The 22317-nt window shown below is 70.5% G+C and carries 25 protein-coding genes; 9 read left to right on the forward strand and 16 right to left on the reverse strand.

The genetic code is table 11. The features are described from left to right. Window positions 1-193 precede the first annotated feature (193 nt). Window positions 194-1876 carry a bis-aminopropyl spermidine synthase family protein gene (locus ACWD3H_RS13665; protein WP_451955172.1) on the forward strand — a complete coding sequence of 561 codons (1683 nt, stop codon included), beginning with the start codon at window positions 194-196 and terminating at the stop codon, window positions 1874-1876. Here ACWD3H_RS13665 and ACWD3H_RS13670 read toward each other — a convergent pair. The 15 genes from ACWD3H_RS13670 to ACWD3H_RS13740 all read right to left on the reverse strand — a co-directional run bounded on the left by ACWD3H_RS13670 (window position 1842) and on the right by ACWD3H_RS13740 (window position 13360). Further along, on the reverse strand, window positions 1842-2462 hold the full coding sequence (locus ACWD3H_RS13670; RefSeq protein WP_350965323.1) for a hypothetical protein: 621 nt from the start codon (window positions 2460-2462) through the stop codon (window positions 1842-1844). The genes ACWD3H_RS13665 and ACWD3H_RS13670 overlap by 35 nt on opposite strands. Window positions 2463-2535: 73 nt before the next feature. Next, window positions 2536-3375: a hypothetical protein gene (locus ACWD3H_RS13675; protein WP_451955173.1), complete on the reverse strand. Its 840-nt coding sequence runs from the start codon at window positions 3373-3375 to the stop codon at window positions 2536-2538. Continuing rightward, window positions 3372-4091, reverse strand: coding sequence for a VIT1/CCC1 transporter family protein (locus ACWD3H_RS13680; RefSeq protein ID WP_451955174.1), 720 nt, complete (start codon window positions 4089-4091; stop codon window positions 3372-3374). The genes ACWD3H_RS13675 and ACWD3H_RS13680 overlap by 4 nt, the downstream gene beginning before the upstream one ends. Then, window positions 4088-5197, reverse strand: coding sequence for a prolipoprotein diacylglyceryl transferase (gene lgt / locus ACWD3H_RS13685; protein ID WP_451955175.1), 1110 nt, complete (start codon window positions 5195-5197; stop codon window positions 4088-4090). The genes ACWD3H_RS13680 and lgt overlap by 4 nt, the downstream gene beginning before the upstream one ends. Window positions 5198-5223: 26 nt before the next feature. Continuing rightward, the gene (locus ACWD3H_RS13690; protein WP_451955176.1) at window positions 5224-5988 is read right to left on the reverse strand and encodes a DsbA family protein; all 765 of its coding nucleotides are present in this window, start codon (window positions 5986-5988) and stop codon (window positions 5224-5226) included. Beyond that, on the reverse strand, window positions 5988-6518 hold the full coding sequence (locus ACWD3H_RS13695) for a MauE/DoxX family redox-associated membrane protein (RefSeq protein ID WP_355559874.1): 531 nt from the start codon (window positions 6516-6518) through the stop codon (window positions 5988-5990). The genes ACWD3H_RS13690 and ACWD3H_RS13695 overlap by 1 nt, the downstream gene beginning before the upstream one ends. 217 nt (window positions 6519-6735) lie before the next feature. Further along, on the reverse strand, window positions 6736-7530 hold the full coding sequence (gene trpA, locus ACWD3H_RS13700; protein WP_355559872.1) for a tryptophan synthase subunit alpha: 795 nt from the start codon (window positions 7528-7530) through the stop codon (window positions 6736-6738). Window positions 7531-7588: 58 nt separating this feature from the next. Next, entirely contained in the window at window positions 7589-8758 is a 1170-nt protein-coding gene (gene trpB, locus ACWD3H_RS13705; protein ID WP_355559925.1) for a tryptophan synthase subunit beta, read from the reverse strand. Window positions 8759-8836: 78 nt separating this feature from the next. After that, the gene (gene trpC / locus ACWD3H_RS13710; RefSeq protein ID WP_350922798.1) at window positions 8837-9646 is read right to left on the reverse strand and encodes an indole-3-glycerol phosphate synthase TrpC; all 810 of its coding nucleotides are present in this window, start codon (window positions 9644-9646) and stop codon (window positions 8837-8839) included. Window positions 9647-9815: 169 nt separating this feature from the next. Next, window positions 9816-10256, reverse strand: coding sequence for a DUF2752 domain-containing protein (locus tag ACWD3H_RS13715; RefSeq protein WP_451955177.1), 441 nt, complete (start codon window positions 10254-10256; stop codon window positions 9816-9818). A gap of 91 nt (window positions 10257-10347) precedes the next feature. Then, entirely contained in the window at window positions 10348-10776 is a 429-nt protein-coding gene (locus ACWD3H_RS13720; protein ID WP_451955178.1) for a DUF4190 domain-containing protein, read from the reverse strand. Window positions 10777-10958: 182 nt separating this feature from the next. Beyond that, entirely contained in the window at window positions 10959-11534 is a 576-nt protein-coding gene (locus tag ACWD3H_RS13725; protein WP_355559863.1) for a Trp biosynthesis-associated membrane protein, read from the reverse strand. Beyond that, window positions 11531-11878, reverse strand: a complete 348-nt coding sequence (gene hisI, locus ACWD3H_RS13730) for a phosphoribosyl-AMP cyclohydrolase (protein WP_350965339.1) — start codon at window positions 11876-11878, stop codon at window positions 11531-11533. The genes ACWD3H_RS13725 and hisI overlap by 4 nt, the downstream gene beginning before the upstream one ends. Next, window positions 11868-12575 carry a cache domain-containing protein gene (locus ACWD3H_RS13735; protein WP_451955179.1) on the reverse strand — a complete coding sequence of 236 codons (708 nt, stop codon included), beginning with the start codon at window positions 12573-12575 and terminating at the stop codon, window positions 11868-11870. The genes hisI and ACWD3H_RS13735 overlap by 11 nt, the downstream gene beginning before the upstream one ends. A gap of 29 nt (window positions 12576-12604) precedes the next feature. After that, window positions 12605-13360 (reverse strand): FadR/GntR family transcriptional regulator, encoded by a 756-nt coding sequence (locus ACWD3H_RS13740; protein WP_350922812.1) that lies wholly within the window; start codon window positions 13358-13360, stop codon window positions 12605-12607. Between the two features lie 151 nt (window positions 13361-13511). On the opposite strand from ACWD3H_RS13740, the gene ACWD3H_RS13745 reads away from it, so the two are divergent. The 4 genes from ACWD3H_RS13745 to ACWD3H_RS13760 all read left to right on the forward strand — a co-directional run bounded on the left by ACWD3H_RS13745 (window position 13512) and on the right by ACWD3H_RS13760 (window position 17592). Then, window positions 13512-14540, forward strand: a complete 1029-nt coding sequence (locus ACWD3H_RS13745; protein ID WP_350922814.1) for an ABC transporter ATP-binding protein — start codon at window positions 13512-13514, stop codon at window positions 14538-14540. Between the two features lie 16 nt (window positions 14541-14556). Beyond that, entirely contained in the window at window positions 14557-15789 is a 1233-nt protein-coding gene (locus ACWD3H_RS13750) for an ABC transporter substrate-binding protein (RefSeq protein WP_451955180.1), read from the forward strand. 121 nt (window positions 15790-15910) lie between these two features. After that, window positions 15911-16786, forward strand: a complete 876-nt coding sequence (locus ACWD3H_RS13755; RefSeq protein ID WP_350922819.1) for an ABC transporter permease — start codon at window positions 15911-15913, stop codon at window positions 16784-16786. Beyond that, a complete protein-coding gene (locus ACWD3H_RS13760; protein ID WP_451955181.1) occupies window positions 16783-17592 on the forward strand; it encodes an ABC transporter permease in 810 nt (269 codons plus the stop codon). The genes ACWD3H_RS13755 and ACWD3H_RS13760 overlap by 4 nt, the downstream gene beginning before the upstream one ends. Before the next feature lie 11 nt (window positions 17593-17603). On the opposite strand, the gene ppk2 is transcribed toward ACWD3H_RS13760, so the two are convergent. Further along, window positions 17604-18551 carry a polyphosphate kinase 2 gene (gene ppk2, locus ACWD3H_RS13765; protein ID WP_451955182.1) on the reverse strand — a complete coding sequence of 316 codons (948 nt, stop codon included), beginning with the start codon at window positions 18549-18551 and terminating at the stop codon, window positions 17604-17606. 334 nt (window positions 18552-18885) lie between these two features. On the opposite strand from ppk2, the gene ACWD3H_RS13770 reads away from it, so the two are divergent. The 4 genes from ACWD3H_RS13770 to ACWD3H_RS13785 are packed head-to-tail and all read left to right on the forward strand — an operon-like array spanning window position 18886 to window position 22273. Further along, a complete protein-coding gene (locus ACWD3H_RS13770) occupies window positions 18886-19935 on the forward strand; it encodes an amino acid ABC transporter permease (protein ID WP_451955183.1) in 1050 nt (349 codons plus the stop codon). Further along, window positions 19932-20696, forward strand: coding sequence for an amino acid ABC transporter ATP-binding protein (locus tag ACWD3H_RS13775; protein WP_451955184.1), 765 nt, complete (start codon window positions 19932-19934; stop codon window positions 20694-20696). Before ACWD3H_RS13770 ends, ACWD3H_RS13775 begins: the two co-directional genes overlap by 4 nt. Window positions 20697-20723: 27 nt before the next feature. Beyond that, window positions 20724-21719 carry an ABC transporter substrate-binding protein gene (locus tag ACWD3H_RS13780; protein WP_451955185.1) on the forward strand — a complete coding sequence of 332 codons (996 nt, stop codon included), beginning with the start codon at window positions 20724-20726 and terminating at the stop codon, window positions 21717-21719. Then, on the forward strand, window positions 21716-22273 hold the full coding sequence (locus ACWD3H_RS13785; RefSeq protein WP_451955186.1) for a GNAT family N-acetyltransferase: 558 nt from the start codon (window positions 21716-21718) through the stop codon (window positions 22271-22273). Before ACWD3H_RS13780 ends, ACWD3H_RS13785 begins: the two co-directional genes overlap by 4 nt. Window positions 22274-22317 lie beyond the last annotated feature (44 nt).

Here is a 22317-nt window from a genome sequence, read left to right on the forward strand (position 1 = left end):
CCTCCCGTCGTCTTGCTTCTTTGGAACAAGCAAGGGACGACGTTGGCCCTGCTGCGTGGTGGGTAGAGGTTACCGTACCCTGCCGGATACCGGCCTACCCGGTCAGGTCACACCTATTTGGCACCGATTCGCCCGGTTTGTTTAACACGCGCTGATGGCACGACATTCCAGGTCCGGGCTTTAAGGTGGCCGAATGGAACCGAGCGCCCCCGCCGAATCGGGCGACCACACCGGCCTGACAAACACCGGAACCGCGCACACCCCGGGCGTGTCGGAGGTGCCGGGCGGCCCGGCCGCCCACGAGGGGGTCAGGGCGCTCGTCGCCCGGCTGGGCGTCGACGGCAGGCGGCTGAGGATCGCGCTGGCCGCGCTGGGCGACGGCCGCTGGTGGACTCTCGCCGACCTGGTCAGGCGGACCGCGACGTCGCGGCGGACCATCGAGGCGCTGCTGCGCGAGGTGGACGGGGAGCTGGAACGCTCCGGCGACCGCTTCAGGCTTCCCGCCCACTGGGCCGGGCAGGAGGTGAGCACCCTCGCACCGGCCGACCCGGTGGCGCACCTCCTTTCCGACCGGGCGGAACTGGTCGCGCGGATGGACGAGCTGATCGCCAAGGCCCCCCGGGGCCGCCACACGCTGGACCACGTCGCCGCGACCGGCGACACCGTGGTCCGGCGGGCGCTGCTGCTGGACGCCCGGTTCTGGCTGGACGGCGCCCGGCTGCTGTGCGTGGGCGACCACGACCTGACCTCGCTGGCCACCGCGATGCTGCACCCCGGCGTCGAGGTGACGGTCGTCGACGTCGACGAGCGCATCCTGGCCTACATCGCCGGCCAGGCCGACCGGCTCGGGCTGGCCGTGCGGACCCGCTGGGCCGACCTGCGCCTGGGACTGCCCGCCTCCACGCAGGCCTGGGCCGATCTGGCGATCACCGACCCGCCCTACACCCCCGAGGGGGTCGGGCTGTTCGTCGCCCGCTGCGCGGAGGGGCTGCGCGACCGCGAGCAGGGCCGGATCATGCTGGCGTACGGCGCGAGCGAGCGCACCCCCGCGCTCGCCCTCAAGGTGCAGCAGGCCCTGTCCCAGCTCAACCTGGTCAACGAGGCGATCTACCCCGACTTCAACCGCTACCTCGGCGCCGAGGCCATCGGCTCGGCCGCCGACCTGTACGTCCTGCGCCCCACCACGAGGACCTGGCCGGCCGCGGCCGCCCGCACCGACTCCTCCGGCACCGCCATCTACACGCAGGGTCCCCAGTCCGTGGAGTCCACTGTGACCTCCACTGTGGACTCCACGGTGGCCTCCGCAGCCGGTTTCGAGGGCGGGTTCGTCCCGGAGGTGCTGGTGGGCGAGTGGCCCCGCGAGGTGCTGCCCAGAGCCCCCAGGGCGCGCCTGGCGACCTGGCTGGCCAAACCCTACGCCAGTGCCCCGGCCAGGGTGGCGATCTCCGTACCGGCCGGGCTGGAGGCCGCGCTGCCCCGGCTGCTGCTGGCCACCCGCGCCGGGGAGGTCCGGGTCACCCTGGCCGCCGCCCCCGGAAACCTCCCCGCCGACCTGCTCGCCCCCGTCTACGACCTCACCGTCGAGGGCACGTCCGTACGCGCCGTACGGACGACGCCTCACCAGGACGACACGGCCCGGATCCTGCGCCGCGTCCTGGACAACGCGCACGGCAAGCTCGCCAACACCTGGCGCGAGGCCCTGATCAAGGTCAGGGGCGAGTTGACGAAGAAGCAGGCCAGGGCGGTCATCGCCGCCGTCGCCCCGTGGGCGGACGACGTCACGGTCCTCGAACTGCCCGCCCACCGGCTACTGGAGCTCCGGGCCGCGGTGGAGAGCTCCCTCAGCGCACCAGCCGGCGCTGGATCGCCAGGCTGAGGCCGTCCACGGCGACCTGCGGGTAGGTGAGATCCACCTGACCCCCCTCGACCACCGGGGCGACCCAGCTCACCGTGGCGTAATGCCCCAGGGCACGGGCCTGTGCCCAGCTGCGTGAGCCGTCGAAACCCTCGGGCGTGTCGGGAGCGGGCCGGACGAAGCCGTCACTCCTGAGCGCCGCCACGAGTCTGTCCGCGGCGGCGGAGTCCGCGAGGTTGAAAATCAGGAACTGGCCGGAGACCTCGCCGTCCTCGGTCTCGTAGCGGGCCCGCAGCACCTGCGTGCACCCGTCAAGCGCGTCCAGCGCGCTCCCCCAGGCCGCCTCGGCGCAGTCGGCGAGGGTCTCGGTGGTCTTGAGCGCGAGCCTGGTCGTGCCCGCCGACACCGAGGGGCCGGGGAACATCTCGGCGACGGTCAGCGGCTGGGGGTCGAGGGCGCGGGTCGCGATGGGCGCGTAGTGGGCCGTACTGGGCTCCGCGCGAAGGACGGCGGCGCGCGGGTCGGGCCTGCCCCCCAGCAGGAGGAAGGCCGCCACCCCGGCGACCACGACCAGCACGGCGACGGTGACGGCGATCCACTTGCGCATGGGGAAAGAGCTTACTTCGACAGGCGGGACGTCAGGGACCACTGAGCCGGGGCGGACACGGGGACGGCGGGGACTATTTGGACGGGGCGGGCGCGGGGGAGGCGGCGACGATGCGGCGGAAGATCGCCTTCTCCACGCCGCGGACCGTCAGAGCCAGCGAGACGAAGTCGTCCTTCGGCCCGGGATCGACGCCGTCGGTCCTGCCGATCCAGACCAGGCCCGCGTAGTGCCCCATGGCGTGCCCGCTGGACTCGGTGTGACCCCCGGCGGGGAAGACGGCCTTGCCCGCCTGGAGCGGCCGGACCCAGCCGCCTCGGTGCAGGGTGGTCAGCGTGTTCACCAGCGTGTCGGCCGAGGCGGTGTCGCGGAGGTTGAACAGGGTGTACTGCGCGACGTAGCGGCCGTCCGCGCTGACGTACAGGCCCCTGGCCACCTGGGTGCACCCGCCCTGGGCGAGCAGGTCGGCGAGCCCCTGCCCCCAGGTCGCCATCGCACAGCCGGCCTCCAGGCGGGTGGCCGCCAGCCTCAGCGTGACCCTGCCCTCCTTGAGGGTCCTGGTGGCGAAGAGGTCCTTGACCGTCAGCGGCTTGGGGTCGGCCTTGCTCTGCGAGATCGGGGCGAACACCTTGGAGGAGGGCCAGCCCTTGTAGACGTCGGGCCTCGGCTCGGTGCCGATGACCGAGGCGGTGGCCCGTTCGGGCACGAAGTCGTTGCCGATCGCGGAGATCGCGAGGGTGAGGGCGACCGCGGCGACCAGCACGCCCGCCACCGCCCCGAAGATCATCAGCAGCCGCTGCTGGGGCCGGGTCAGCCCCCACTCGTCCAGCCGGGTGATGTCCTCGGTCCGCGCCCTGGCGGAGGTGCGGCGGCGCTTGCGCGCGGGTGTGGCGGGCGGGCCGGCCGGGGGGGTCACAGTCCGACCCCTCCCAGGAGGGTGCCCAGGCCGAAGGTCAGGGCCGCGGCGACCGCGCCGACGAGGAGCTGGCGCAGCCCGCTGTACCACCAGCTGCGCGCGGTGACCCGGGAGACCAGCGCGCCCGCGCCGAACAGGGCCAGGCAGGAGATCACCGCCGAGGTCACCAGGCTGGTGACCCCGAGCAGGTACGGCAGGAGCGGCAGGAGCGCGCCCACGCCGAACGACAGGAACGAGGAGATCGCGGCGATCCTGGGCGAGGGCAGATCCTGGGCGGTGACCCCCAGCTCGGCCTGGGTGTGCACCTCGAGCGCCCGGTCGGGGTCCATCGAGATCTGCCGGGCCACCTCGGCCGCCACGGCGGGCTCGACGCCCCGGTCCTCGTAGAGCTTGGCGAGCTCCTGCTGCTCGGCCTCGGGGTGGCGTTCAAGCTCGCGCCGCTCGACATCGATCTCGGCCAGGGCGAGTTCCCGCTGGCTGGCCACCGAGACGTACTCACCCCCGGCCATGGAGAACGCGCCCGCCGCCAGCCCCGCGACCCCGGCCAGCACGATGACCGTGGTGCTGGCGGTGCCGCCGGCGACACCGGCGATCAGGGCGAAGTTCGAGACGAGGCCGTCCATCGCGCCGAACACCGACGGCCGCAGCCAGCCGCCGTTGACGTCGCGATGCCGGTGGTGCATCTCGGCGCGGCCCCCCGAGTCGTCGCCGCTCACCGGGATCCTTTCTCCTCCTGGTCGGCCAGGTCGGACGGGTGGGCCGGATCGACCGAGTCGTCGGCCGTGAGCGTGCCGGAGGTGAGCCGCGGCTCACCGTCCTCCTTCGCCGTGCCGCCGCTCTCGTCGGGGTCGGCCAGGCCGGACGGGTGAGCCGGGTCGGCGGTGTCCTCCCCGTCCGAGGCGGCCGGGGTGATGACCGGCTCGGCATCGGTGTCGGCCCCGGCCTCACCCTTGTCCGTGTCGGCTGTCTCGCCCTGCACGGGCTCGGCGGCCGGATCGGGCAGCGGACGGACCTGCTCGGCGTTGCTCTTGTTCCTGGCGTACCAGAAGTAGGCCAGCGCCCCGATGAACAGGATGATCGAGGTCCACTGGTTGAGCCGCAGGCCGAGGATGTGGTGGGCGCTGTCGACCCGCAGCCCCTCGATCCAGAAGCGGCCCACGGTGTAGCCGGCGACGTAGAGCGCGAACAGGCGGGCGTGGCGGAGCGCGAATTTGCGCCCTGCCCAGATGAGAACCAGCGCCAGGCCCAGGTCCCAGATCGACTCGTACAGGAACGCCGGGTGGTAGGTGGCCTCGCCCGGCACCGTGCCCGGCCGGTCGGGGTCGATCTCCAGACCCCACGGCAGGTCGGTGGGGCTGCCGAACAGCTCCTGGTTGAAGTAGTTGCCCCAGCGGCCGATGGCCTGGGCCACCGCGATCCCGGGGGCGACGGTGTCGGCCACCGCGGACAGGGAGATGCCCCTGTTGCGGCACCCCAGCCAGACACCCACTCCACCCAGTGCGACGGCACCCCAGATGCCCAGGCCGCCGTTCCAGATGAACAGCGCCTCGATCGGCTCGTTGGGTGCGTCCGGCCCGAAGTAGAGCTGCCAGTCGGTGATGACGTGATAGAGGCGTCCACCGACCAGGCCGAACGGCACGGCCCAGACGGCGAGATCCACGATCGTCCCCGGCTCACCGCCGCGGGCACGCCAGCGGCGCTCGCCGATGACTACCGCGACGACGACGCCGAGCACGATGCACAGTGCGTAGGCCCGGATGGGGACCACGCCGAACAGATACCAGACCCCCTGGGAGGGGCTGGGAATCGAGGCGAGGGGCATGTCAGGTGACGTTACCGTGTCCCGGGCTACTTGGCGGCATCAAGAACGGCCTGGCGTAGCTCGGCCGGCTTGAAAGCCACGTTCGTGGCCAACTCGACGCCGTTGAGCTTCAGCGTCGGGGTGCCCGTGAGCTTCTGGGACTCCATGACCTTGGTGCTGTAGGCGATGTGCGCGGGCGCCTTCTCCTGGCTGGTCACACACGCCTCGAAGCCGGGATCGGTCACCCCGGCGTCCTTGCCCCAGGCGATCAGGTCAGGGATCTTGAAACCCTCCACGAGCTCCGAGGGCTGCTTCTTGAACAGCTTGTCGTGGAAGGCGATCCACGGGGCGCCCCCGGGGATGCAGCGGATCGCCGACGCGGCGCGCAGCGAGTTGGCCCGGGTGATCCCCTTGTTGGTCTGTTCCTGGAAGATCGTGATCGGGTGGTAGACCACCTTGGCCTTGCCCTCGGCCGCCAGGTTCTTGATCGTTGGGCCGCTGGTCTCCTCCAGCGCCCTGCAGGCGGGGCACTGGAAGTCCTCGAAGACGTCCAGGACCGGCTTCTCCACACCCGCTCTGGCCATGACCACCGAACCGTCCCCGGCGACGGTGATCGGCGCGAGCGAGGCTCCGACCTGCTCGGACTTGCTGCTCTGGGCGGCGAACCACCAGCCACCGCCGACGGCGGCGATCGCGACGACGGCCACGGTCACGATGGTCGCCACACGCTTTCGCTTGTCCCTCCGCATCTGCTCTTCGCGCTGCGCCTTGATCCGATCACGCGCCGACTGCTCCCGCGCGGCCTTGCCCATCAGTAAGCCTCCTTCTCCTGGAGCTCCTCGTCATCGCTCTCGACGTCCTCGTACGACTCCTCGCCCGGGGTGAGCCCAAGCGCGGAGTCCAGCGCGAAGCGGCCCGGGGGGAAGACCGCGACGAACGCGCCGAGTCCGAAGAGACCGAAGTCACGCAGGATGTCGATGAGGTAGTCGGGCTCCACCCCGGCCGCCAGCTGACCGCCACCGCCGAAGCAGCCGCAGTCGATGCGCAGCCCGCGCGCCCACGCCGAGGCGATGCCGATGACGAACGCCAGCATAAGCAGCGCCGAGATGACACCCGCCGCTCGGGTGAGCAGCCCGACGACCAGCAACAACCCCACGACGATCTCCAGGATCGGCAGGCCGTAGCCGACCGCCGTGGCGAGCGATTTGGGGAGCAGATCGTATGCCTCGACCGCCTGAACCGAGAGCACCGGAGTGCCGATCTTGCCCCAACCCGCGACGATCAGCACTCCCGCCAGCACCAGCCGTGAGACGGTCGTTACCCAGGGTAGCGCTGAAATCACGATACGCGACCTATTGGGCGCGGGGTTATCAGAGGTCACGAGCACCATTCTCCTATTCCAAGCCCCGGCCACAGACGTCTTCGGCGAATGCCAGGTATTCGAGGAAAACCTCATCACGAGCCTGATAAGCATCGAATAAGCCTGCCTGGCAGGCACGGAAGCGGGAGCGGGAGCGGCCCCTTTCTTCGAGTAAGGGAGCCGCTCTCGAACGGGCTCGTCAGCCGCGGACACCCGCCGCCAGCTCGGCGCCCAGCTCACGGACCGACGCCAGCCCCGAGGCCTCGTCCGGCGCGTCGAGAACGCGGCGGATGAACGCCGACCCCACGATGACGCCGTCGGCGTAACCCGCCACCTCGGCGGCCTGCCGGCCGGTGCCGACGCCCAGGCCGACGCAGACCGGAAGGGAGGTGTGCGAGCGGGTGCGCTCGACCAGGCCCTGCGCGGCCGCGCCGACCGAGTCGCGGGCACCGGTGACGCCCATCAGCGAGGCCGCGTAGACGAAGCCGGTGCAGCTGTCGACGACCGCCTTGATACGGGCCTCGGTGGAGCTGGGCGCGACCAGGAAGACCGTGTCGATCCCGGCCCCGGCACTGGCCTCGCGCCAGGGCCCGGCCTCCTCGGGGGTCAGGTCGGGTGTGATGGTGCCCACCCCGCCCGCGTTCGCCAGGTCACGGGCGAAGCGGTCGGCGCCGTAGCGGTCGATCGGGTTCCAGTACGTCATGACCAGGGTGGCGGCACCGGTCTTGGCCACGCCCTCGACGGTGCGCAGCACGTCGGCGATGCGGGTGCCGTTGGTCAGCGCCCGGTGCACGGCGTCCTGGATCGTCGGGCCGTCCATGAGGGGATCGGAGTAGGGCAGGCCGATCTCGATCACGTCGCAGCCGGCGTCCACCATGGCGGTGGCGACGGCGATCGCGCCCTCCTTGCTGGGGAACCCAGCGGGGAGATATCCGATGAGGGCGGCGCGGTCGTCCGCCTTGGCCTTGGCGAACACCGTCTGAAGAGTCGTCATCGTGGTTTCCGTTGCGGTTCGTCCCCTCCGGCACACCGGAGGGGAGGCAAGTCGGTAGTCAGAGGTTGAAGTACTTCATCGCGGTGCCCATGTCCTTGTCGCCCCGCCCCGAGAGGTTGACCAGGATCGTCGCCTCGGGACCCATCTCGCGACCGAGCTTGAGGGCTCCGGCGAGCGCGTGCGAGGACTCGATCGCGGGGATGATGCCCTCGGTGCGGGCGAGCAGCGAGAAGGCCTCCATCGCCTCGGCATCGGTGATGCCGTGGTAGGTGGCGCGGCCGGTGTCCTTGAGCCAGGCGTGCTCGGGGCCGACGCCCGGGTAGTCGAGCCCGGCTGAGATCGAGTGCGACTCGACGGTCTGGCCCTCCTCGTCCTGCAGCACGTAGGTGCGCGAGCCGTGCAGCACCCCGACGGAGCCCGCGGTGAGGGTGAGCGCGTGCTCGCCGCTCTCCAGGCCCCGGCCGCCCGCCTCGTAGCCGTGCAGCCGGACGCCTGTGTCCCCGAGGAAGGCGTGGAAGATGCCGATCGCGTTGGACCCGCCGCCGACCGCCGCGGCGACCGCGTCGGGCAGCCCGCCGGTGAGCTCCAGCATCTGACGGCGGGCCTCGACGCCGATGATGCGGGCGAAGTCGCGGACGATCTCCGGGAACGGGTGCGGCCCGGCGATGGTGCCGAAGAGGTAGTGGGTGCGGTCGACGTTGGCGACCCAGTCGCGGAAGGCCTCGTTGATGGCGTCCTTGAGGGTCTGGCTGCCGTTGGTGACCGGGACGACCGTGGCGCCGAGCAGCTTCATGCGAGCGACGTTGAGCGCCTGACGCTCGCAGTCGACGGCCCCCATGTAGATCACGCACTCCAGGCCCATCAGGGCGGCGGCGGTCGCGGTGGCGACGCCGTGCTGGCCGGCGCCGGTCTCGGCGATCACCCGTGTCTTGCCCAGGCGCTTGGTCAGCAGGGCCTGGCCGAGCACGTTGTTGATCTTGTGGGCACCGGTGTGGGTCAGGTCCTCGCGCTTGAGGATGATCCGGGCACCCCCCGCCTGCTCGGCGAAGCGGGGCACCTCGGTCAGCGTGGTCGGCCGCCCGGCGTAGGTGCGCAGCAGGTGGTCGAACTCCCGAAGGAACGCCACGTCGCTCTTCGCCTTGTCGTACTCCGCCGCGACCTCGTCCAGAGCCGGGATGAGCGCCTCGGGCACGTAGCGGCCGCCGAAGACGCCGAACTTGCCGTGGATGTCCGGGTCGTTGCCGTGGAGGCCGTTCCCGGCGAGGTCCGCGGCGGTGAGGACGGTTCCTTCGTGCGTTGTCACTGCTTACTGCCCCTCGGGTCGGGATGCGGGGTGGGCACCGGCGGTGACCAGGTCGACCACGGCGGCCCGCGGATCCTTGCCGGTCACCAGGCTCTCGCCGACCAGGACGGCGTCGGCGCCCGCCCTGGCGTAGGCGAGCAGGTCATGGGGGCCGCGCACGCCCGACTCGGCGATCTTGATGATCCCGTCGGGAACCTTGGGGGCGAGCTTGGCGAACACGTCGCGGTCCACCTCAAGCGTCTTGAGGTTCCGCGCGTTGATACCGATGATCTTGGCTCCGGCGGTGAGCGCCCGGTCGAGCTCCTCCTCGGTGTGCACCTCGACCAGCGGGGTCAGCCCGATCGACTCGGCCCGCTCGATGAGCGAGACCAGCGCGTTCTGGTCGAGCGCCGCCACGATCAGCAGCGCCAGGTCGGCGCCGTAGGCACGGGCCTCCCAGAGCTGGTACGAGGTGACGATGAAGTCCTTGCGCAGCACCGGGATGTCGACGACGGCGCGCACGGCGGCCAGGTCGTCCAGGCTGCCGCCGAAGCGGCGTCGCTCGGTGAGCACGCTGATGACGTGGGCACCGCCCGACTCGTAGTCGCCGGCCAGCGCGGCGGGGTCGGCGATCGCGGCCATCGCGCCCTTGGACGGGCTGGAACGCTTGACCTCGGCGATGACCGCCACCTGGTCGCCGCCCAGCGCCGCGTAGGCGTCACGGGGGGCGGGCGCCCGCCCGGCCCGCTCCTTGAGCTCGGCCAGCGTCACCTTCTCCTGCCGCTCGGCCAGGTCGGCGCGGACTCCTTCGAGGATTTCCTCAAGCACGCTCATTTGCCCTCCCCGCGAAGTTCAGAGGCCAGGTTCGCGAACGCTGCCGTGTCCGTGGTTCGCTCGCTCCGCTCGCTCACGAGTAAGGCCCCTCCCGATCGACTGCCCTTGTCCCGCCGATGCTATCGGCCCGGCCGGGGTCGCCCCGCCACTGGGTGAAGCACAAAGGCGACTATGGGCCCAAGAATTCCCCAAAAGGGAGGTTTCGTACTATCCAAAACACGATCATTAAAGCAAGAAATAACCAGACATAGGCCGGACGTATGGATTTCGCCACGGGCGGCCCACCCGATTCTCTCCCGGACCGACCGCCCCACCAGGCACGCAGCGCCCAGCGACCCCAGAGCACGACCAGCACCGGGACCATGAGGGTGACGAGCGGGTTGAGCCCCAGCGCCGTCACCGGATCGCCGTGCACGAGCGCGTGCACGGCCCGCAGGCCGCCGCAGCCGGGGCAGTACAGACCGGTGAGCATGAGGAACGGGCAGGTCGGGTAGTGACCGGGCTCGTTCGGGTCGACCGCCCCGACGAACGCGACCGCGGCACCCGCCACCAGCGCGGTACCGAGCGGCGCCAGCACGGCCCGCGCGCGTGAACCAGCGATCTTCCCCATGAGCACGGCCGTCGGCACCCCCTCACCGGCCACCCTACTCGCGCCGGACGCGGACCCGCCTCAGACGACCGTCAGGTCGACACCCGTCAGGTCAGACACCCGTCAGGGAGGCACTGCCGACGATGGCGCCGACCGCGATCAGCCAGGCCAGCACCGCCAGCCAGCACGCGATCCCGAAGTAGGACAGGACCAGGCCGGCGATGGCCATGCCCCGCCCCTCCTCGCCCGTCCGCTTGATCTGCCCCAGCGAGATGTGGCCCAGCACCACGCCCACGATCGAGGTGAGGCCGCAGAGGAACAGCCCCGCGATCCCCATGATCAGCGCAGCGATGGCCATGCCGTTGTTACCCCGGGGAGGCGGCGCGCCGTAACCGCCGTAGGCGTCGTAACCGCCACCGGGCGGCGGGCCGTAACCACCGGACGAACCGTAACCGCCGGACGAACCGTAACCACCCGGAGAGCCATAGCCACCGCCTCCCGGGGGTTGCCCGTAACCACCCGGCTGATTGCCATAGCTCATGAATGACTCCCATTTATCTAAGTTGCGGGCGAAATCCTAGCGAAAACACTCCCGGGCCGAAGGAATCCGGGCGCCCCTGTAAGCAAGTCGTAGCCGGGGCGCACACCCCCCGGACCTCGGATCTCGGACCGCGGCATCGAGGAGAACGCACCGAGCGCGCGGAGGCCGCGTTTCCGCCGAGGTCAGCGCTCCCGGGGGTCCTGATCGACCGTCGGGTCGGTGCCCTCGTCGAGGGCGTCCCACAGTGCCCGCTCACTGGGGGCGCTCTCGGCGGGGGCGGAGCCCTGGCGGTTGTAGCGATCGGACATGCCCGGCCATCGGCCGCCCCGCAGGAGGGCCGTCACTCCCCCGGCCAGCAGGAGCAGCCCCCCTGCGGAGGCGATGATCGGCCAGACGACGGCCGAGGCGACCCGCGGCACGGAGTCCACGACCACCGGCGCCTGCTCCGCGGAGATCCGCAGCGCGGCGCTCGCGCCGCTCCCCCACCAGGAGGCGGCCACCACCCCGGCCCCGCAGAGCGCCATCACCACGCCGACGACCCTGCGCCACACGCCTGCCGTCGCGAGCACGGCGACCACCGCGGCGAGTGCCGCCCAGGCCGCGGGCCCCAGCGCGGGGGCCAGTTCCGCGGCGGGGACCGCCACCTCGCGGGTGCCGTACGTCACGGTGAACCAGTCGCGCCCGGCGGCGAGCAGCACGAGCGCGGCGCCGGCCACGCAGGCCGCCAGCCAGGTCCACAGCTCCCGCTTGGCCGTCACGCCCGGGTCACCACCAGCTCGTCGGCGTCGAAGCAGGTCCGATCGCCCGTGTGGCAGGCGGCCCCCACCTGGTCGACCCTGAGCAGGATGGTGTCGCCGTCACAGTCGAGCGCGGCGGACTTGACGTGCTGGACGTGGCCTGAGGTGTCACCTTTCACCCAGTAGGACCCTCTGCTGCGTGACCAGTAGGTGGCCCTGCCGGTGGTGAGCGTGCGATGCAGCGCCTCGTCGTCCATCCAGGCGAGCATGAGCACCTCGCCGGTGTCGTACTGCTGGACGACGGCGGGAACCAGCCCGTCGGTGGTGCGCTTCAGCCGGGCCGCGATGGCAGGGTCAAGGGGCATGCGGCAATTGTGCCGCAACCAGGGAGAGGGGTAGCGTCCGGCATGGCCTAGCGAGCAGACCGGGGGCTCCCCTGAAGACCGACCCGGCGAGCCATCTGGCAGTGGTGGAGGCCACCACCCTGCCGTGCGCGTTCACCAGGAAGGCCGGTCCTCCCACCCTGCGAAGCAGTGGCGAGACGGCGACCTCGAAGCGGCGCACGAACACGTCGGCCGCCGCCACGCCGATGAACTCCCCGCCCTTCAGCACGGGCACCGACAGGGTCAGGGAGTACTCGGTGCTGCAGAGGAAATCCACGTACGGGCCGGTGAGAGTGCGCTCGGCACCGGAGCGCGGACCGGCGAACCAGTCCCAGTGCGTGTAGTCGTAGAAGGCGCTGCTGGAGGGGTCCATGTCCCGGAGCAGCTGCACGGGCTCCCCCGAGGCGCCCTCCTGCCACCACTCCAGATACCAGGGCGCGTCGATGAGCAGGCCGGGCGCGGCGATGAACCCGATGCCGGAGATCAGCCCGCCCAGCCGGGGAAAGAGCAGCGGGCGCAGCGCGGCCAGGTCGCCGCGCACCGGCGCGGTGCCCACAAGCCCGACCACGGCGTCGCGCACCTGGTGAAGCCCCTCGAAGACATCCTCGACGATGCCGCCGACGGCTACGGCCGCCTCGGCCGCGCCGCCGGGCGCCAGCAGCGCACCGTGTTCACTCACTTGATCCATCCGCCCCAGGCATCCGACGATCACGGCTCCCGCAGACGCAGCTCGATGAGGTGTTCCATCGCGTCGAGCACGTGCCGCTCCGCCAGGAGCCTGGCGTGGTCGTCGTCTCCGCGGTGGATGGCCTCGGCGATGGCGTGGTGCCGAGCCGACGTTCCATCGTCTCCCCCGTGAGCGGACCAGAGCAATGGTCCGATGTCAGCCTGTAACCTGATCTCTTCCTGAGTGAGTCGTGCCGACTGGGAGGCCGCGGCCACCTCGATGTGGAAACGCCCGTGCAGCCTGCGCAGGTGGGCCTGGTCGCGGGAGCCGGCCATCTCCTGCAGCGTGCGGCGGAGCGGCGCGATGTCCTCCGGCAGTGCCCGCTGCGCGGCCAGCCTCGCGGCGGCCCCGGCGATGGCCGCGTAGTGGTCGCCCAGGTCGCGGAGTTCCTCCGCGGTGAAGGCGCACAGTCGATCGAGTGCCCGGGGAGCCTCACGCGGGGCCCGCACGAAGCTACCGCCTCCGCGCCCCCGCCGCGTCTCGACCATGCCCTGCTGGCGCAGGGCCATCAGGGCCTCCCGCAGCGTGACCGTGGACACGCCCAGCTGCGCGGCGAGCTCCGCCTCGCTGGGCAACTGCTCGCCGTCGGCCACCAGGCCGAGCACTATGGCGTCGGTGAGCCGCCTGACCACGGCGTCGACCCGCGCGGTGCTGTCGACCGGCGCGAACGCGGCCAGACGGGCACCACCGGAGATGTCTGCCATGCCCATGCGCCCTCCCTCGCCTTCGACGGTCATACAGTCTCCCACCTGGGGTCCCGTCCAGGGTCCCCCGAGTGCCGCCCGCGCGCGGCCGGCACCGCCGCGAGGATCTCACTCCGCGCCCCCCTCGACGGTGATGTCCGAACGGCTCTTGCCATCAAACATCTAACCTCATATGTTTTCGGTCATGTCAGACCCAGCGGTGAGGTTGACCGGCCTCCGCAAGAGTTTCGGGGCCGTGGACGCGGTCACCGGCGTCGACCTCGACATCGCCGACGGCGAGTTCTTCGCCATGCTCGGCCCCTCGGGCTCGGGCAAGACGACGGTGCTGCGGATGATCGCCGGCTTCGAGACGCCCAGCGCGGGCACCGTCGAGCTCGGCGGAGTCGACGTCACCCGGCTCGCCCCCTTCGAGCGCGACGTCAACACGGTCTTCCAGGACTACGCGCTGTTCCCGCACATGAACGTGGCGGACAACGTGGAGTACGGCCTGCGGGTCAAGCGGGTCCCCCGGGCCGAGCGGCGCGAGCGCGCACTGGCCGCGCTGGCCTCGGTCCGGCTGGAGGGCATGGAGCGGCGCAGGCCGAACCAGCTCTCCGGCGGCCAGCGGCAGCGGGTCGCCCTGGCCCGCGCCCTGGTCAACCGTCCCCGGGTGCTCCTGCTCGACGAGCCGCTCGGCGCACTGGACCTCAAGCTCCGTGAGGAGATGCAGGTCGAGCTCAAGTCGATCCAGCGCGAGGTCGGCATCACCTTCCTGTTCGTCACCCACGACCAGGAGGAGGCGCTGACCATGAGCGACCGGGTGGCGGTGTTCGACCGGGGGCGGATCGAGCAGGTCGGCACCCCGGCCGAGATCTACGAGAGGCCCGCGAGCACGTTCGTCGCGGGGTTCGTCGGCACCTCCAACCTGATCTCCGGCCAGGCCGCGCAGGCGGTGCTCGGCCGGGAGGGCACGTTCAGCGTGCGCCCGGAGAAGCTGCGCCTCGCCGGCCTCGACGAGACGGTCGACGGCACGGAGCACAGCGCGACGGGCACCGTCGCCGAGGTCGTCTACGCGGGCCCCGCGACCCGGTTCGTGGTCGAGCTCGACGCGGGCGGGCGGCTCATCGCACTCCAGCAGAACCTGCAGGTCTCGTCAATGGACGTGATGGGCCTGCGTGGCACCAGGGTCCGGCTCATCTGGCACCGCCGGCACGAGTTCGCGATCGTCCCGTAAGAAAGGTCGTCATCCCATGCGGTCCACCCCCCGGATTCTCACCCGGCACAGCGCGGTCGTCCTCTCCGCGCTCGCCCTGGCCACCGTCACCGCCTGCGGCACCGGCTCCGCGCCCGCACCTGGCGCCTCCGCCGCCGCCCCCGGCCAGACCGGCTTCACCCCGCCCAAGATCGAGGCGCTGCAGTCGCTGGGCCCGGGAGAGGGGCAGGTCAACCTGGTCAACTGGGCCGGATACGTCGAGGACGGGAGCAACGACCCCAAGGTCGACTGGGTCACCCCGTTCGAGAAGGCCACCGGCTGCCAGGTCAACTCCAAGACCGCCGGCACCTCCGACGAGATGGTCAACCTCATGAAGACCGGCGAGTACGACGCGGTCTCCGCCTCGGGAGACGCCTCGCTGCGGCTGATCGCCGGCGGGACCGTCGCCCCGGTCAACACCGCCCTGATCCCGAACTACGCCGACGTCTTCGCCGGCCTGAAGGACAAGGCGTGGAACTCGGCCGGCGGGGCCGCCTACGGCGTGCCGCACGGACGCGGGGCCAACCTGCTCATGTGGCGCACCGACCAGGTCAAGCCCGCACCCGACTCCTGGGGCGCGGTGTTCGATCCCGCCTCGCCGTACGCGGGGAAGATCACCGCCTACGACTCCCCGATCTACATCGCGGACGCGGCGCTGTACCTGATGGCGACCAGGCCCGAACTCGGCATCAAGAACCCGTACTCCCTGGACGAGGGGCAGTTCCAGGCCTCGGTCGACCTGCTCAAGCAGCAGAGGAAGATCGTCGGCGAGTACTGGTCCGACTACACCAAGGAGGTCCAGGCCTTCAAGAGCGGTGACTCCGTGCTGGGCACCACCTGGCAGGTCATCGCCAATGTGGCCCTGGCCGACAAGGCACCGGTCGAGGTGACGCTGCCCAAGGAGGGGGCCACCGGCTGGTCGGACACCTGGATGGTCGCCACCGCCGCCAAGAACCCGAACTGCGCCTACCGGTGGCTCGACTGGATCATCTCGCCCCAGGCCAACGCCCAGGTCGCCGAGTATTTCGGGGAGGCGCCCTCGAACGCGAAGTCCTGCGAGCTGACCGCCGACCCGAAGCACTGCGACACCTTCCACGCGACCGACGAGGACTACTACTCGAAGGTCTGGTACTGGACCACCCCCATCGCCCAGTGCCTGGACGGGCGCACCGACGTCACGTGCAAGGACTACTCCGAGTGGACCAGGGCCTGGACCGAGATCAAGGGCTGAGCCCCGCCGGAACCACCCGTGCGGCGGGCACCGGGGTGCCCGCCGCACCCGCCCCGCGAGAAGGGCCGGAAGCCCGCCTCGCCCGGGGAGAGAACCGACGTTGACCGGGAAGGAGCCGACGTTGAACATCGCGGCACCGGCGAGACCCACACCGCCCCGCACCCCTCGACGCAGGCTCGCGGCCTTCCTGCACCGGCACGCGGGCGTGCGGCTCTCGCTGCTGCTGTCGGCCCCCGCGCTCTGGCTCGGCCTCGCCTATCTCGGCGCGCTGGCCGCCCTGTTCGTGACGGCCTTCTGGAGCACCGACACCTTCACCGGCGACCTGGTCAGGGTGCCGACCTGGGGGAACTTCCAGGACCTGCTCACCGCCGACGTCTACCGTACGATCGCGCTGCGCTCGGTGGGCGTGGCGGTCGCGGTGACGCTGATCGACCTGCTGATCGCCTTCCCGATGGCGTTCGCGATGGCCAAGCTGGCCTCGCCGCGCGCCCAGCGCTGGCTGGTGATCGCCGTGCTCACCCCGCTCTGGGCCTCCTACCTGGTCAAGGCGTACGCCTGGCGGGTGATGCTCGGCTCCGAGGGCCTTCTCGGCTGGGGGTACGGGCTGACCGCCACCGTCCTCACCCTGTCCTACCTGTGGTTGCCGTACATGATCCTGCCGATCTACGCGGGGCTGGAGCGGCTGCCGGACTCGCTGCTGGACGCCGCCGGAGACCTCGGGGCGCGTGGCTGGCGGACGTTTCGCACCGTGGTGTGGCCGCTCGCCCTCCCCGCCGTGCTCGCGGGCTCGGTCTTCACGTTCTCGCTGTCGCTCGGCGACTACATCACCGTGAAGATCGTGGGCGGCACCTCGCAGCTGATCGGCAACGTCGTCTACGACAACATCGGCGCGGCCAACAACCTCCCCTTCGCCGCCGCGGTCGCCACCGTCCCCGTGATGATCATGCTGGTCTACCTCGCCGCGGTCCGCCGCACCGGTGCCCTGGAGAACCTGTGAACCTGTCCCGTACGGCGCGCACGGCGCTGTGGGCCATGCTGGCCGCCGGGCTCGGCGTCGTCTACGTTCCGCTGCTGATCGTGGTGCTCAACTCCTTCAACACCGACCGGACGTTCGCCTGGCCGCCCAGCGGGTTCACCGTGCGGTGGTGGGAGGCGGCGTGGAACTCCACCGGCGTGCGCGACGCGCTGTGGACCTCGGTCCAGGCGGGGGCGGGCGCCACGGTGATCGCCCTGGTGCTCGGCACGATGGTGGCCTTCGCGATCCAGCGCTACGACTTCTTCGGCAAGAACGCGGTCTCGCTGCTGGTCCTGCTGCCGATCGCGCTGCCCGGCATCGTCACCGGCATCGCGCTCAACAACGCCTTTCGTGCGGTGCTGAGCCCGTTCGGGGTGAGTCTGGGGCTGTTCACCGTGATCGTCGGGCACGCCACCTTCTGTGTGGTGACCGTCTACAACAACGTGCTGGCCAGGCTGCGGCGTACGGGCACCTCCCTGGAGGAGGCCTCGGCCGATCTGGGCGCCGACACCTTCACCACGTTCCGGCTGGTCACCTTCCCGATGATGCGCTCGGCACTGCTCGCGGGCGGGCTGCTGGCCTTCGCCCTGTCCTTCGACGAGATCATCGTGACCACGTTCACCGCCGGGGCCGGGGTCAGGACCCTGCCTCTGTGGATCTTCGAGAACCTGTTCCGCCCCAACCAGGCGCCCGTGGTCAACGTGGTCGCCGCGGCTCTCATCGTCGCCTCGGTCGTCCCGATCTATCTTGCCCAGCGCCTGTCGGGCGGTGGCGCGGGAGTCCGCTGAGCGGGGACGGCTCAGCGGGCGCGGTCGTCGTCGAGCACGTCGGCGGCGTGGACGACGATCCTGGGGTCGGGGGTGCCGACGACCTCGTGGTCCTTGTTCTCGTACTCGAAAAGGCTCAGGACGTGGCGCATGGCCTCGACCCTGGCCCGCTTCTTGTCATTGCTCTTGATCACCGTCCACGGGGCCTCCTCGGTGTCGGTGTGGACGAACATGTCCTCCTTGGCGGCGGTGTACTCCTCCCATTTGTCGAGCGACTGCAGGTCCATCGGCGACAGCTTCCACTGCCGTACCGGATCGACCTGGCGGATCACGAACCGGGTGCGCTGCTCGGAACGCGAGACCGAGAACCAGAACTTCACCAGGTGGATGCCGTCGCGGACGAGCATCCGCTCGAACTCGGGCGCCTGTTCCAGGAACTCCAGGTACTCCCCGGGAGTGCAGAAGCCCATCACCCGCTCGACCCCGGCGCGGTTGTACCAGGAACGGTCGAAGAAGACCATCTCTCCGGCGGACGGCAGGTGGTAGACGTAGCGCTGGAAGTACCACTGGGTGCTCTCGCGCTCGCTCGGCTTCTCCAGCGCCACCACGTTCGCCCCACGGGGGTTGAGGTGCTCCATGAACCGCTTGATCGTGCCGCCCTTGCCCGCCGCGTCGCGCCCCTCGAAGAGGACGACCAGGCGTCCCCCGGTGTCCTTGATCCAGTACTGGAGCTTGAGCAGCTCGATCTGGAGCAGCCGCTTGAGCCGGTCGTACTCGGTCCGGTTCATCCGTTCCCCGTAGGGATACTTCTCCCGCCAGGTGTCGACGGGGGTGCCGTCCAGGCGGATCAGAACGGGGTCGTCGTCGTCATCGTCGTCGACCCGCAGGTTGGACAGGTCATCGAGCAGGTCCCCGCGGGCCAGCGCCGAACGGAGGTCCAGAACGGGGAACCGCTCCTCCGCGGGCTCCGCCTCTGCCATCGTTCCCTTCCCCTCGGGCGGACATGGGATCCGCCCTCGCCTTGCCCTCTACCTCGCTTTGAGCAGGCTAATCATCGGCGGGCGGTCCGGTTTGCACCGATCTCGTTCGGTGCCATATAAAACCCACTAAACCAGTAGGTCTTGACGGGATTATGAGCGTGTGTTGAAGTGATGTCATGCGCCCAGAGCTCCGGCCGACGGTCCGCGGGCACATTGACCCGCGCCCCCTCCGCCTCCCCTCGTGTCACCGCTGACCTTCTGACGATTCGCCGGCGACGCCCCCCTCGCGCCCGTCCCCCTCCTCCTGGACGAACCAGCCAGAAAGGCCTCAACCATGCCCGTCGAATTCTCAGGCACCGACGGCGGTGACACGCACGGAGCCGCCGCGAAGGCGGCGAAGGCACCGCCCCCCGCCCCGGCGGCGGGCGCTCGGGTGCGCACCCACCGCGGGTACGGGGGGAACCGGGTGCTGCTCGCCTCCACCACCGCCCGGACCGCCACCCTCCCGGCGGGCGGAGCACCGGGCGACAGGGGAGACACGAGAGAGACAGGGACCGGCGAGCCTCCGCCGAAGGTGGTCACCACCCGTCACCCCTGGCGGTGGGTGGCGGCCGCGGGCATCGCGGTGCTGCTGGCCATGGTGGCCAGCGCGCTGATCACCAACCCGGCCTGGGAGTGGGAGGTGGTCGGGGAATACCTGTTCGCCCCCTCCGTGCTGCGGGCCGTCGTCTTCACGCTGGAGCTGACCGCGCTGGGGATCGTCTTCGGTTTCCTGCTCGGCACCGTCCTGGCGCTCATGCGGTTGTCGAGGAACCCGCTGCTCAACTCGGTCGCCTGGGGCTACATCGCCCTGTTCCGGTCGGTCCCGCTGATCCTGCAGCTGCTGTTCTGGTACAACCTGGCCCTGCTGTATCCGAGAATCTCCTTCGGCGTGCCGTTCGGCCCGGCGTTCTTCGACATCGGCACGATGGACCTGATCGGCCCGGTCACCGCCGCCGCGCTCGGCCTCGCCCTGCACCAGGCCGCCTACGCCGCGGAGATCGTCCGGGCGGGGCTGCTCTCGGTGGACCACGGCCAGCGGGAGGCCGCCGCCGCACTGGGCATCCCCAGGACCAGGCAGCTGTTCCGGATCGTCCTGCCGCAGGCCATGCGGTCGATCGTGCCGACCGCGGGTAACGAGATCATCGGCCTGGTCAAGGGCACCTCGGTCGTCTACATCATGGCCCTGCCCGAGCTCTTCTACCAGGTACAGGTCATCTACAACCGCAACGGCCGGGTCATCGCCCTGCTACTGGTCGCGACCATCTGGTACCTCGTCATGACCTCGGTGATGTCCGTCGCGCAGCACTACATCGAGCGGTACTACGGCAGGGGCCGCGCATGAGCACCGCGATGGTCGAAGTGCGGGGCGTGCACAAGAGTTTCGGGTCGCTTGAAGTGCTGCGCGGGGTGGACCTGCGGGTCGACCCCGGCGAGGTCACGGTGATCCTGGGCCCGTCGGGGTCGGGCAAGTCGACGCTACTGCGCACCGTCAACCACCTGGAGAAGGTGGACAGCGGGTCGATCAGCGTCGACGGCGAGCTGGTCGGCTACCGCAGGGTCGGCGACCGGCTGTACGAACTGCCCGAGCGCGAGATCCTCCGGCAGCGAACCAAGATCGGTTTCGTCTTCCAGAACTTCAACCTCTTCCCGCACCTGACCGTGCACCAGAACGTCACCGAGGCGCCCCTTTCGGCCCAGCGCAGGCCGAAGGCGGAGGTGAACGCGCTGGCGACCCGGCTGCTTGAGCGCGTCGGGCTCGCCGACAAGGCCCACTCCTACCCCGGCCGGCTCTCCGGCGGCCAGCAGCAGCGGGTGGCCATCGCCCGCGCCCTGGCCCTGGAGCCCAAGGTCATCCTCTTCGACGAGCCGACGTCCGCGCTGGACCCCGAACTCGTCGGTGAGGTGCTCGACACGGTGAAGGACCTCGCCGGGAGCGGCACCACCATGATCGTCGTCACCCACGAGGTCGGCTTCGCCCGCGAGGTCGCCGACACGGTGGTCTTCATGGACGAGGGCCGGATCGTCGAGCAGGGCCCTCCCGCCGAGGTGCTGGACGCCCCCAGGCACGAGCGAACCCGTCTTTTTCTCAGCAAGGTCCTCTGACCCCGCCCAACCTGAACAAGGATCTACATGTCGTTCATATCGAGGCTCGCCCCCGCCGCCATCGCCCTGCCTCTCCTCCTCGCCGCCGCCTGCGGCACCGCCGAGCCCTCCGCCGGCACCACCGACAGTGCCGCGGTCCCATCCGCCGCCCCGCCCACGGCCGGCGGAGTCAGGATCAACACCTCGCCGGAGCAGAACCGGATCCGCGCCGACAAGGTGGACGCGATCGCCGCCAAGGTCCCCGAGGCGATCCGGTCCAAGGGCGAGCTCATCGTGGGCTTCAACGGCGAGGGCGCGCCGCCCCTGGTGTCCCTGGCCGACGACGACACCACCCTGATCGGGGTGGAGACCGATATCGCCCATCTGATCGCCGACGTGCTGGGCCTGAAGGTGAGGGAGGAGAACACCTCCTGGGAGAACCTGTTCCTGGCCGTCAAGTCCGGCAAATACGACGCGGTGCTCAACAATGTCACGGTGACCGAGGAGCGCAAGGACATCTACGACTTCGCCACCTACCGGGTGGACCAGCTCGCCTGGCAGGTGGGCGCCTCCAGCCCGATCACCAAGATCGAGAAGCCCGCCGACATCGCCGGGCTGAACGTGTCGGTCGGATCGGGCACCAACCAGGAGAAGATCCTGCTGGAGTGGGACGCGCAGAACCAGAAGGCCGGGCTCAAGGCCGCGCAGATCCAGTACTACCAGAAGTACGGCGACGTCCTGCTCGCCCTGAAATCCGGCCGCATCCAGGCCTACCTGGGCCCGAACCCGCCCATCGCCTACCAGGTCGCCGTCGGCGGCGACAGCAGGATCGTCGGGACGCTCTCGGGCGGCGGGTCGGTCGAGGGCCTGATCGCGGTCATGACCCTGAAGGGCAACGGCCTGGTCCAGCCGGTCAACGAGGCGATCAACACGCTGATCGAGAACGGCAGGTATCTTGAGGTGCTCAAGCGCTGGGGCCTGGAGAACGAGGCGCTGCCCAAGTCGCTGATCAACCCGCCCGGCCTGCCGAGGCAGCCCAAGTGACGGTCGACTCCACCAGGCCCGCCCCCGGAGCCGAGAACATCCTCCGGACGACACCCCTGCCACGACGGACCGGCACAACCGTCGAGGTGCACCACGTGGCCGTCCGCGACCCGCGGGTCAGGCCGCTCCTTGAGGACCTGCACGCCGAGTACAACAGCCGGTACGGCCCCAACGAGGAGATCAACCGCTACCCCGACGAGCGGTTCGCCCCTGAGCAGGGGGGTGCGTTCCTCATCCTCGCCGAGGATGGACAGACCGTCGCCGGGGGCGCGTTCTTCCGCCGCGACGAGGAGACCGCCGAGCTCAAGCGGATCTGGACCCACCCGGGTCACCGGCGGCGCGGCCTGGGCGTCGCCGTCGTCCGGGAGCTGGAGCGGGAGGCCGCACGGCAGGGCTACCGCAAGATCTACCTGACCACCGGTCCCCGCCAGCCCGAGGCCGCCGGGCTGTATCTCGCGACCGGATACACCCCGCTCTACGACCAGGACGCCGATCCCGAGACGATCGGCCCCCACCCCTTCGAGAAGACCATCCGGGAAGCGCGGACCGGCTGACCGTGCCACCGCCCGCCGGGGAGCGCCGGAGAGGACGTCTGCCG

It is taken from the genome of Streptosporangium sp. NPDC002607 (genome assembly GCF_053592655.1).